Genomic DNA, 11,824 nt, shown 5'->3' with positions numbered 1-11,824 from the left:
GGAGATGAATGTTGTCTACCGAAGCACCTTCCCTCGTCCTCCCTGCAGAGTTCCCGATGACGATCGGTGGGCGGACTGTGACCGCACAGGCCACGGCGCCGGTGTACAACCCGGCGACCACAGAGATGATCGCCGAAGTTCCTGTTGCGACCTCTGATCAACTAGACGAGGCCGTCGCGGCCGCTCAGAGCGCGTTTACCGGCTGGTCGGCGACACCGCTCGCCGAACGCCAGGCCATCGTCGCGGCGATCGGCGATCGGCTCGAAGCCCACGCCGAAGAGTTCCTGGCATTGCTGACCGCCGAGCAGGGCAAGCCGCGTGCGATGGCCGAATGGGAGATCTATGGGTCGGTCGCGTGGTTCCGGGAGATCGCCAAGCAGTCCCTGCCCGACGAGGTTCTCGAGGACACTGCCGAGCGCAGGGTGATCAGCCGGCACACGCCGCTCGGGGTCGTCGGCGCCATCGTGCCGTGGAACTTCCCGATCCTGCTGGCGGTCTGGAAGATCGCGCCGGCCCTGGTGGCCGGCAACACCATCATCGTCAAGCCGTCCCCTTTCACCCCGCTGTGCGACCTCAAGCTTGTCGAGCTGGTGCAGGATCTGCTTCCCGCAGGCGTATTGAGCGCGGTCAGCGGTGACGACGAACTCGGCAAGTGGATGACGGCGCACCCGGGCATCGCGAAGATTGCGTTCACCGGCAGTACCGAAACGGGCAAGCATGTGATGCGGTCCGCTGCCGGCACACTCAAGCGGGTCACCCTCGAACTCGGCGGAAACGATCCGGCGATCATCCTCCCGGACGTCGATCCGGCGAAGGTCGCACCGCAGATCTTCTGGGCGGCGTTCCAGAACAACGCCCAGTTCTGCAACGCCGCCAAGCGCATCTACATCCACGACGACGTCTACGAGGCCGTACGGGATGAGTTGGTCGCGTACGCGCGGACCGTGGTCGTGGGCGACGGCGCTGCCGCCAATACCCAATTGGGCCCGATTCAGAACCTGCCCCAGCTGCAGAAGGTGCAGGAGTACTTCGACGACTGCACGGCCAACGGTTACACCTTCGCCCTCGGTGGACGGATCGACCCGAACGCCGGAGGCTGGTTCGTCCCCGTCACCCTCGTCGACAATCCGCCGGAGAACTCACGCCTGGTCGCCGAGGAACCGTTCGGCCCCATCCTTCCGCTGCTGCGCTGGACGGAGGAAAGCGATGTGATCGCCCGGGCCAACAACACTGTCTGGGGCCTGGGCGCCACCGTCTGGGGTGAGGACCTCGAGGCGATCGAGCGGATCGGTCGTCAGCTCGAAGCCGGAACGGTATGGCTCAACGAAGTCCACCAGTACTCCCCGCTATCAGGTCTTCGGCGGACACAAGCAGTCCGGCATCGGTGCCGAGAACTCCTTGCACGGGCTCGCCGAATACACCAACCACCAGACCATCACGCTGAACAAGGTCCCCGATTCGGTCTCGTGAGACCACCCGGGCCCGAAAATCTTTCGAATAGGAAAGTGCAACTATGAAGTCCACAGCAGCCGTCCTGCGTGCGGCGCAGGAGCCGTTGTCGCTCGAGGAACTCGACATCGACGAGTTGCGCCCCCGTGAGGTCTTGGTGCGCATCGTCGGTTCCGGAATCTGCCACACCGACCTCGGGATGATCGCGACCGCTGAGACCGACGCGGCCCCGATCGTGCTCGGTCACGAGGGATCTGGAATTGTCACCGCGATCGGACAGGATGTCGACAGCATCGAGCCCGGCGATCATGTGGTGCTCTCGTACAACTTCTGCGCCGAATGCGACAACTGTGCACGCTCACTTCCGATGCACTGCCGGGACTTCGTCCCGCTCAATTTGGTCGGTACACGCCTGGACGGCTCAAGCGTCCTTCGCTCCGGGGGCGAGCATGTACGCGGACACTTCTTCGGGCAATCCTCGTGGGCGACCTACGCGGTGGCGAACGAGCAGAACTGTGTCCGTGTCGCCCGCAATCTGCCGCTCGAGCTGCTCGCCCCCCTCGGTTGCGGTATCCAAACCGGTGCCGGTGCGGTGCTGAACACCCTCAACCCGGAGGAGGGGTCGTCGATCGCGATCTTCGGGACCGGCTCGGTCGGGCTCGCCGCGCTGTTGGGTGCGGTGGTCGCGGGCTGCGGCACCATCATCGCCGTCGACATCCAGCCCGCACGCCTGGCGAAGGCCGCCGACCTCGGCGCGACCCACACCATCAACTCCGCCGAGGCGAACGTGGTCGAGAGGATCCGCGAGATCACCGGCGGAGTGGGAGCGCAGTATTCGGTCGACTGCATCGGGCTGGCGGGCGTCGTCCGCAGCGCGCTCGAATGTCTGCAGTCGCCGGGGGTGTGTGCCACCGTCGGATTCCAGGGCATCCCGAACGAGATCTCCTTCGACCAGGGTCACCTGTTGTTCGGCCGCAGTCTGATCGGCGTCATCGAGGGCGATGCCATCCCGCAGGAATTCGTCACCCGCATGATCGACCTCTATCAGGCCGGCAGATTCCCCTTCACCGAGCTGATCGACACCTTCGAGTTCGGCGAGATCAACGAGGCGATCGAGGCTGTTCACCAGGGGAAGGTCACCAAGGCGGTTCTGACATTCGACGAGCCCACCCCTGTGAACGGGGTGACGGGTGAATAGCGGTGCCGGTGGCGTCCTGCCGTCGGTGGGACCGGGAGAGATTCTCCCCTTCTCTGCGGCCCGCCACCCGGACAAGATCGCCCTCGTCGTCGGCGATACGTGCTTGACATACCAGGAACTCGACCGCATGTCGGACGCGGTCGCGGCCTCACTTCGCTCGCGCGGGATCGGCGCCAGAGATGTGTGCTCGCTCTACGCGCAGAACTGCTGGGAATGGATCGTCGCGTATCACGGCATCCTCAAAGCGGGTGCGATCGTCAATCCGGTCAATGTCATGCTCACTGGCCCGGAGCTGGCGTTCGTCCTCTCCGACTGCGAGGCCGAAGCTCTCTTCTTCGGGGCCTCCCAAGCCGCTACCGTCGCGAACGTGCTCGGGGAGATGTCCGCGCTCGAGCTCGTGTGCCAGCTCGCCGGCGATGTCGGCGAGGGAATCGGTGCGGTGACCTTCACCGAGCTGCTCACCGCGCCGATCGATGCTGCTCCGGCCGGAAACCCGGCGCCCGGGCCCGCCGACCTGTGCAGCATCGGTTACACCTCCGGGACGACCGGTCACCCGAAGGGTGCGATGCAGTCGCAGCGATCGGTGCTGCTCAATTGTGCTCTGACGGCCACGATGCACGGACGCAACTCCGACGACGTCGTCGTCACCGCGTTGCCCTCGGCGCACGTGTACGGCAACGTCGCTGTCAACAGCACCTTCCTGGCAGGCGGCACGGTACTGCTGATGGAGCGGTTCGACGCCGGGGAAGCCCTGGCGTTGCTCGAAGGAGACCGCGCCACCCTGTTCGAGGGCGTGCCGGCGATGTATTCGATGATGCTGGCACACCCGACGTTCGAGACGACGGATCTGTCCAGCCTGCGCGCAAGCACCATCGGTGGTCAGACGTTCTCCCCAGAACTGCTCGATCGCTGGCAGACCAGGGCACCGGGGCCGGTGCTGGAGCTGTGGGGGATGACCGAGCTGTCCGGGCTGGGAACAACCCATGCAGTCCACGCCCCACCGGTAGCCGGTTCGATCGGAGTGGCCCTACCCGGCCTCGAAGTCAAGATCGGCGCGATCGACGGCACGGAAGGTGGCGTCCCGACGGGTGAGCATGGTGAGCTGCTCGTTCGTGGCCCGCTGGTGATGCTCGGCTACTACGGCCGCCCTGACGCCACCGCGGAGGCGCTCACCGCCGACGGGTGGCTGCGTACCGGAGATGTCGCGTACGTCGACGAGACCGGTCACTTTTTCATCGTGGACCGGCTCAAGGACATGATCGTCACCGCCGGATACAACGTGTACCCCGCCGAAATCGAACGCGTCATCGGCGCGCATCCCGACGTCGCGCTGGTCGCCGTCGGGGGCCGACCGGATCCTGTCAAAGGGGAGATCGCCGTCGCATACGTGGTTCCGGCCCCGGCCGCGCAGCTCCTCCCGCAGGACATCATCGAGCACTGCCGCGCGCATCTGGCCGCCTACAAACGGCCGCGTGAGGTGGTGTTTGTCGACGCTCTACCGACCACCTCGTCGGGCAAACTCATGCGCCGCAAATTGGCAGATCTTGACGTCGCCGACAGTGATCAAGGCGTTGTCCACGCGAGATAATGGTCACACGGAACGCTATCCGCAGAGCCCATGCGGCGGTCACATATCAAAGGGCATTGTGACAAACGCAACAGAGCAAGACGGATGTGGTCGAGGCCACCTTCCTCGATTCGATCAAAGGAGTACCAATGCAGGTTGTAGCCGAAGGGTTCAACGCCTTCGAGACGCAGAAGAGCCCGAAGGGTGAGGTCAAGTTCCTGGGCTCGCCCAAGGACGTGATCGAGGTCGTGCGGTCCGGGAAGTTGCAGGACTACATCCTGCTCGTTCGCGGCGGCACCACGACCTTCCTCACCCCGGCATTGAGCATGGGTGCTCTCGGCGTCATCACGATGTCGGGCGCTCCCGAGTCGCACCTCGGCATCCTCTCTCGTGAGTTCCAGATTCCCTGTGTGATGACCGCGTACCTGACCTCCAGCGATTCGCGCTACGTCGTCGGCGACACCGACGATGCGCACTTCGAGGAGATCGCCGAAAGCCTGATCGGGAAGACCGTCCAGTTGCACTGCGACGACGCGGAGGTCGGGCGCATCAGCATCGTCAGCTGACCGCCTTCCGACCACACACCATGGGCAGAGAGGAACAACCCCCAATGAGCATCGAAATGACACCCGGTCTCCGCTCCACGTACAAGCAGCGCTATGAACCGAACGATGACGGTCTGCGATTCCAGGATCTGGTCTTCGAGGGCAACTTCGTCGGCCAGGAGCCACTGCGCGACGGCATCCTCGGCGACAAGGTTCAGAAACAGCGCGCCAAGAGCAAGGTCCTCGAGAAGGTCAGCACAGAGGACGTCCTGGTCGACCAGTTCACCCTGGACGAGCTCAACGACCTCAACAACTACCTGGCCTGGAACATCTGGGACGTGCTGGTCATGCGTGCCACCGAAGGTGTCTCAGGCATGATCCCCCGCCAGGAATACGAGATCCTCGCGTTCATGCACCAGTTCTACCGGTGGCCGGAGATCCTGCGCATGACCACCGACGAGGTCGGAGCCCAGGGCATCTTGGACATCGGTGCCTCGGCGCGGCGGGAAATCGGCACCAAGGTCAACGCGGTGCACGACTGGTCGATCGGAGCTGTCGGCTTCGGTATGGGCCGCTGCGGTCTGCTTGCACTGGAAGCAATCGGGCCCGACGACTACATCGAGGAGAGCAACGAACTCCTCAAGTTCATGCAGCGGATCGAGTTCGGCAAGCGCCAGGACGGGTACATCCTCAACTCGCAGGACCGCTACCGCTGCCAGATCCACGAGCCGGACTTCCTCGAAGGCATTATCAACCAGCTCGAAACGCTCGAGCCGGGAAGCCCGAAGCACGAATCCTTCACCCGCTTCAACGCGGCCGCAGAACTGCTGTCGTTCCTCGACCACATGGACTGCCGGCTCGGTCTCGGCGACACCGGACCGTACGAGTTGCCCAACGGCAACATCCTCATTCTCCGGGACCTGTTCGTCAACGAGCCGATCTTCCACTGGAGTGATGTGTGCGACGACGCGCAGCTCCCACACGCCTACACTGTCGCGCTCGAAATCGACCCGGAGATACTGGGCCTGCAGGAGATTCGCGTCAACGACATTTCCACCACCTTCACCCGGCCGAAGAACTACATCCCCGCCATCGTCGGCGGCGCAGTCTTCGCCCGCGAGCAGTGGGACACCCCGATGTCGGATGTGCGCACCGTCGCAATCGCCGACCTTGGCGGCGAGCTGCCCAAGATCCAGGACGCCACGCTCAAGATGTACGGAAAGATCTCTCGGATGTGCCGCCGGGACCTGATCTGGGCCGGCCAATACGTCTACTACGTAGACATGATCCTGCCGTACCTGCGTAAGGCCGGAACGTACGAGAAGGCATGCGACGAATATCAGCTCTGGGAAATTGATCAGCGCGTCTCGAACTACTACTACGACATCGGCAAGCGTGGATTCGCGCAGGAAGTCGTTCCGCAGAAGATCTTCTCCGGCCAGGGTTATCTGCCCTTCGGCGAGGGTGCGGATCTGCGTCGGTCGAAGTACCGCTGGCTGTAAGACACCCGTTCACAGATTCGGGGGCGACGGAGTGATATGGCCGTCGCGTGGGCATCTGCGCACCGTCGCCCCCGTTCGATCGTTGGGAATGACCAAATGACACAAACACTGCTCGACAAACGTCTCTACGACGTCCTCAATGCCGTGGCACTCAAGAAGATGGCGACCGCGGCAGCCGTTTCCGAGATCGTCAACTTGGACACCGATCAGGTGCGCGACATCTTCGCCGAACTCGCCGACAGTGATTACCTCGCACTGATGGGCGAGACCGCACTACCCACCGACGCCTCGGGACCTGTGTTGGTCGATTCCGCCGCGGCGCTCTACGGCCAGATCCGCACCGATCCGTCCGTGCTGCAGGTCGCCGACAAATTCGAGGACGTCAACTCCCGCTTTCTGCGCACCATGTCGTCATGGCAGCAGATCGAGGTCGCGGGCCGCAAGCTTGCAAACGACCACAGCGATTCTGCATACGACGCGAAAGTGATCTCCACCATCGAGCGTCTGGTGTCCCGACTGGAGGGACTGCTGGAAGCACTCAGCGAGAAGGACGCACGGTTCCGCACCTACATCGGCCGATTCGAACGTTCCCTGGAAAAGGTCGATGCGGGCGATATCGCTTTCGTCTCCGATCCGACCAAGGACTCGGTGCACAACGTCTGGTTCGAATTCCACGAAGACTTGCTGCGCACGCTCGGTCGCGCACGTAAGGAGTGACAAGGTGAGCTCTGTGACTGTTACGACCGAAATGACACGCGCGTTCAGTGAGCCGGGCGCAATCGACCGGAATGTCCTGGGTGGCAAGGGCTACGGCCTCGTCGAAATGACCCAGGAAGGCCTGAACGTGCCGGGTGGGTACGTCATCTCCACGTCGGCCTGTCACGAATATCTCGAACACGGCTCGATGACGGCGGAACTGATCGACGAAATCCACGCCCGGTTGAGCGAACTCGAAGACAAGACGGGCAAGACCTTCGGCGGTGGACCCTTCCCGTTGCTGCTGTCGGTTCGCTCGGGCGCGCCGGTATCCATGCCAGGGATGATGGACACCGTCCTCAACCTCGGCCTCGGCCGCGACGCGGCGATCGCGCTGGCCGACGTCACCGGCGATACCCGCTTCATGGCCGACGTGCTGTTCCGCTTCCATGGCATGTATGCCGAAACCGTCCTCGGTGCGCTCGAAACACCGGACCGAGAGGACCTCAACTCCCTGATCGACGGTGTCACCGCCACATCGCAGCCGGGACCGGTGTACGACACAGTGTGGCAGCACTGCCAGGCACTGCTGCGCGACGAGCTCGACGAAGAAGTCCCCGACGATCCGCGCGCTCAACTCATCGGTGCGGTCGAGGCGGTCTTCCGATCCTGGAACACCCGGCGCGCAGTGAAATACCGCGAAGTTCACAAGATCCCGAACGATCTCGGGACCGCAGTGGTCGTGCAGTCGATGGTGTTCGGCAACCTCGATCAGGACTCGGGATCGGGCGTGGTCTTCACCCGCAACCCGGTCACCGGCGAACCCGGACTGTTCGGCGAGTTCCTCTCCGCCAGCCAGGGCGAGGACGTCGTCGCCGGCATCCGTACCCCGGACCCCGTCACCGCACTCCGCGATCGGCTGCCGCACGTCTACACCGAGCTCGAGAACACCTGCGCCGAACTCGAACGCCGTCGCGGTGACGTCCTCGACATAGAGTTCACCGTCGAACGCGGCATCTTGTACATGCTGCAGGTCCGTAGCGCCAAGCGCACGGCACAGGCCGCGATCCGCATCGCGGCGGATCTGCTCGCCGAGCAGGTCGTCACCACCGCGGGAGCACTGTCGACGGTGTCGCTGGAACAGATCCGGCAGGTGCAGCGTCCCGGATTCGACCCGGACGCTTATGCACGGGCCCGCGACGACGGGCGAGTGCTAGCCACCGGTGTGGGCGCCGCGCCGGGGCATGTGGTCGGTGCGTTGTACTTCGACTCCGATGCTGCGCAGCAGGCGGTGAAGGAGGGCGTGACGGTCATCCTTGCTCGGCCGGTCACCAGCCCGACGGATCTGCACGGGATGATCGCGGCGGACGGCATCCTTACCGCCACCGGTGGCTCGACCAGTCACGCCGCGGTGGTCGCTCGTGCGCTTGGGACGACCTGCGTGGTCGGCTGCGGTGCCTTGGACATCGACCCGGCGGCCGGGACGATGCAAGTGGGCGGACAGACACTGGTCACCGGTGACGTCGTTTCCCTCGACGGAACCACTGGCGAGGTGATTCTCGGTGAGATCGAACTGAGCGAACCCGCCGCCGAGGACGATCGGTTGACCGCCCTGCTCGAACTGGCTCGCGAGCGATCCGGTGCGCAGATCTTCGCCCGATCGACGACCCCTGATCAGGCGCGTCAGGCACACGGCCGCGGGGCCACCGGGCTGGTTGCCGGCATCGACGACGTTCTCGCTACCACCGGCCACCTCGACGGCATCATCACGACTCTGCGCGAGGGGGAAATCAGCGACGCCAGCGCCGCCCTCGAACGTGCGGTCGCAACCGAGTTCGGGAGGCTGTTCGCCGAGGCGACCGTCACCGAGTTCGGTGTCCGAGCGATCGACTTCCATGCCGACGAATCAAGTGAACTGCTCCGTACCGCCGAACTGTTCATCGCACATCCGGAACTGGCATTGCCGCTGGGCTCGGAGGAGATCCTCGCCGCCCAGCTGCGCGGAATCGCCGCGGCCCTGCAGGAGGTGACGACCGACTTGACGGTGCACTTCACGGTCCGCAAGATCGCCGACAGCAGGGAGATCGCCGCGTTGGTCAAGCTGCGCGACACCCTCCCTGGTGCCGCACGGGTCGAGATCGGGGCTTACTTGACCAGCCCCCGGGGCATCGCCTCCATCGACGGCATCACCACTCACAGCGACGTCGTGTGGATTGAACTGCGGGTTCTGCAGGCCGCGGTCGCCGGTATTTCGGCGCGGCACCTGCTGACAAGCGAACCACTCGATTCGTATCTGCGTCGGGGGCTTATTACCGTCGACCCGCGCGTGGAGATCGACGACCAGGTCGGTGGCCTGGTCGACAGCGTCGCCGACGTCGTCGCCCGGGAACCCGGCCGGAGGATCGGGATCCGGCTCACGGGCCCCGTTTCAGTGGAACTGCTCAGCTCACTGCAGCAGCGAGGGTTCGCCCGGTTCGCCGTTGACGGCGACGAAGTGAGGCCTTCGATCTTGGCGCTGGGGCAGCGCGAGCGCTAACCCTAGCGCGCACGCACACGTATGGGTGGTGTGCGGTGGAACCCAGTCGGGGACCACCGCACACCACCCATACTTCTACTTCGTTGCTGCCGGTTTCACGGTGAGGGCGTGCACCGGGCTTCTAGCCGAGGGAAGGCGGGGACTCGCCGTCGAGGTCGCTGACCGCCTGAGTGACCTGCAGCAACCGCAATGCCAAATCCGCACGCATTCGGTCGGCATGCCGGGACAGGTCCAGGTTGGTGAGTTTGCGGATCAGCTCGAGCCGATACGCGAGCGTCTTCGGGTGCACGAACAACCGTTCTGCCGCGTCCTTCTGTGAGCAGTTGGCGTCGAAGAAGGTGCGCAACGTTTTCAGCAGCGACCCATCGGATTGCTGGTCGTAGTCGAGCAGGGGTTCGGTCACTTCCTTGATGAAGCCCTGCAGGTCGGGGTTGTCACTGCTACCGAGAAGTAGGCGGACGATGCCGAGTTCGTCGTACAACGACACCGTGCCCAGCCGGCGGGAGGCGGCGTGCGCGGTCTTCGCCTCGCCGAATGCTTGCGGATAGTCCACGGGATCACTGCGCGCCGAGCTCACCCCCCAGGAGATCCGCAGATCGGGGTGTGCCTGTGTGGTGATTTTGTGCAGCTCGTCGAGCAGGTCGCGGGAGCGTTCGCGATCCTTGATCGGGGCCAGGGCAACGATCCAATTGCCCCGCACGCTGGTCAACGTCAGCGGTGTCGGCTGGGTGCAGCTGCGGATTCCGTTGAGCATGGTGCGGCGCAACGCGTCCGAGGAGGAAGTGTTCCAGCCCTCCTGGGCGGCGAGGGCGTCCATGTTCTCGAGGACACCGTAGAAGATGCGGTGGTAGCCGCGTAGCCGGATGCCCATCTGGTGGGTGCGGCTGCGGGCGGCCGACCGCTGCTCCGCAGTGCCTTCCATCAGATCCCACAGGATCTGGTCGAGAGCTTCGGCACGGGCGGCGCTGGCGGCGCGTTGCTGCAGTTGTGCCAGCGAACACACCATCGCCGCTTGGCCACAGGCCACTTCCATGATGTCGGCGTCCTCGGTTCCGCCCACCAGGCACACGGCCCCGTACTGGTTCTCGGCGGCGATGACCGGGTGTGCCCAAATCGTCTTGCCGTCGGCGGCGGTCAGCCGGGTGGCCCGGTGGGGGAGGGTGCCGTTGCGTCCTAAGACTTCCCGAAGCAGGGTCGTGGTGTCGAGGGTTCGCGGGTAGGTGGCCTCGACTTCTCCGGTGGCCGACAGGATGGCGACACCACACCCGAGGTCGGTGCCGACCGTGCGGGCCACCGAGCTGGTGACCGCGGTGTTCGCGAGCACGATTTCGATCAAGGAGTGCTGCAAGGTGGAGGAGCGGTTGAGCAGGCTCAGCTGCCTCTCGAGAGATATGCGGGTGGATTCGAGTTCGTCGACGGTGGCTCGCTGGGCGTCGTAGAGTCGGCCGTTCTCGATCGCGATGGTGGCCAGGTCAGCCAACGCCACCAGGCGGCGGACGTCCCGGTCGGTGAACGAGGAATACCGCCGCCGCCACACCTCCAGGACACCGATCAGGTCGCCGTGCACGACGAGCGGAACGGCCAGCGCCGACCGGGTGGCTTCCTGCTCGGCGAGTGACATGAAATCCGAGCTGATCGTCGAATCGTGCAAGTAGCTATCGATTTTGGCTACTTTCCCGGTTTCGAAGACCAGGCCCGCAACGCCCTGTCCGCGCTTCATCACCAGCCGCGCGGTGTCGACGACGCGGTGACCGGCGCAGCTGCGCATCCGCAATTCGTCGCCTTCTCGCAGGAATACCCCGCAGATGTCCGATTCGGACATGCGCAGGGTGTGGTTCGTGATCGACAGCAACACCTGGTCGAGGTCGCGGGCGCTGAGGATCTGGTGTGTGACCCCGCGCATGACCTCGGCTTCGTCGTCGAGTGCGGCCAGTTCGTCCGTCAAGGATGTCGCCCGGGCGGTCAATTCGATCCAGACGCATACCTGTCGGAGAAGATTTTGATCGAGTGCGGGCCTCGTGTGCTCGTTGAAGGGCTCTGCCAGAACGACGGCGAATGTGCCGATGGTGGCGGCGCGATCACGCAGCACACCCGCTCCGCACTCGAGAGCGGCTAGCTGGGCCTGGTCTGCGCAGTCTTCGGCACCGGCAAGGACAACCCAGTCCAAATCCTGGCGTTGCAGGACACTGGCTCGGGTGTCGCCGCATGCCGCAACTACTGCCTCGGCCGCGGCGACCGGGTTTTCCGGCAGAAGACTGGCCAGTAGTGACCGCAGCCGGTTGGCAGACCCCATTGGTCCGTCGTCGGTGGTGTCTGCCACGTCCATACCCG

General features: G+C 64.4%; 8 protein-coding genes. 7 read left to right on the top strand and 1 reads right to left on the bottom strand.

Going from position 1 to position 11,824, the window contains the following annotated elements; translation table 11 throughout:
• The first annotated feature begins 8 nt into the window (after positions 1 to 8).
• From WKC72_RS25170 to WKC72_RS25140, 7 genes are all read left to right on the top strand, one after another.
• Complete coding sequence (locus tag WKC72_RS25170) at positions 9 to 1,517, top strand: aldehyde dehydrogenase family protein (protein ID WP_370179961.1); 1,509 nt, start codon at positions 9 to 11, stop codon at positions 1,515 to 1,517.
• Positions 1,514 to 2,647, top strand: a complete 1,134-nt coding sequence (locus tag WKC72_RS25165) for an NAD(P)-dependent alcohol dehydrogenase (protein WP_128638722.1) — start codon at positions 1,514 to 1,516, stop codon at positions 2,645 to 2,647. The genes WKC72_RS25170 and WKC72_RS25165 overlap by 4 nt, the downstream gene beginning before the upstream one ends.
• Complete coding sequence (locus WKC72_RS25160; protein WP_370179958.1) at positions 2,640 to 4,235, top strand: class I adenylate-forming enzyme family protein; 1,596 nt, start codon at positions 2,640 to 2,642, stop codon at positions 4,233 to 4,235. The genes WKC72_RS25165 and WKC72_RS25160 overlap by 8 nt, the downstream gene beginning before the upstream one ends.
• Positions 4,236 to 4,363: 128 nt before the next feature.
• Positions 4,364 to 4,780 (top strand): PEP-utilizing enzyme, encoded by a 417-nt coding sequence (locus WKC72_RS25155; protein WP_128642115.1) that lies wholly within the window; start codon positions 4,364 to 4,366, stop codon positions 4,778 to 4,780.
• A 44-nt stretch (positions 4,781 to 4,824) separates the two neighbouring features.
• Positions 4,825 to 6,261 carry a hypothetical protein gene (locus WKC72_RS25150; RefSeq protein WP_128969999.1) on the top strand — a complete coding sequence of 479 codons (1,437 nt, stop codon included), beginning with the start codon at positions 4,825 to 4,827 and terminating at the stop codon, positions 6,259 to 6,261.
• Between the two features lie 96 nt (positions 6,262 to 6,357).
• Positions 6,358 to 6,978 (top strand): hypothetical protein, encoded by a 621-nt coding sequence (locus WKC72_RS25145; protein WP_128638721.1) that lies wholly within the window; start codon positions 6,358 to 6,360, stop codon positions 6,976 to 6,978.
• Between the two features lie 13 nt (positions 6,979 to 6,991).
• Positions 6,992 to 9,493 (top strand): pyruvate, phosphate dikinase, encoded by a 2,502-nt coding sequence (locus tag WKC72_RS25140; RefSeq protein ID WP_268790675.1) that lies wholly within the window; start codon positions 6,992 to 6,994, stop codon positions 9,491 to 9,493.
• 121 nt (positions 9,494 to 9,614) lie between these two features.
• Here WKC72_RS25140 and WKC72_RS25135 read toward each other — a convergent pair whose 3' ends face one another.
• Complete coding sequence (locus WKC72_RS25135) at positions 9,615 to 11,813, bottom strand: helix-turn-helix domain-containing protein (RefSeq protein ID WP_158461216.1); 2,199 nt, start codon at positions 11,811 to 11,813, stop codon at positions 9,615 to 9,617.
• Between the last annotated feature and the right edge of the window lie 11 nt (positions 11,814 to 11,824).

Origin of the sequence: Rhodococcus wratislaviensis (genome assembly GCF_041228765.1) — a bacterium.
GTDB classification, from domain to species: domain Bacteria; phylum Actinomycetota; class Actinomycetes; order Mycobacteriales; family Mycobacteriaceae; genus Rhodococcus_F; species Rhodococcus_F wratislaviensis.
Note: the sequence above shows the minus strand (reverse complement) of the source record. Positions and strands in the feature narration are given on the sequence as shown.

Excerpts from the sequence above, each read along its gene's own strand:
- WKC72_RS25145 (WP_128638721.1), top strand. The coding sequence starts at position 6,358 with ATGACACAAACACTGCTCGACAAACGTCTCTACGACGTCCTCAATGCC.
- WKC72_RS25155 (WP_128642115.1), top strand. The coding sequence starts at position 4,364 with ATGCAGGTTGTAGCCGAAGGGTTCAACGCCTTCGAGACGCAGAAGAGC.
- WKC72_RS25170 (WP_370179961.1), top strand. The coding sequence starts at position 9 with ATGTTGTCTACCGAAGCACCTTCCCTCGTCCTCCCTGCAGAGTTCCCG.
- WKC72_RS25165 (WP_128638722.1), top strand. The coding sequence starts at position 1,514 with ATGAAGTCCACAGCAGCCGTCCTGCGTGCGGCGCAGGAGCCGTTGTCG.
- WKC72_RS25150 (WP_128969999.1), top strand. The coding sequence starts at position 4,825 with ATGAGCATCGAAATGACACCCGGTCTCCGCTCCACGTACAAGCAGCGC.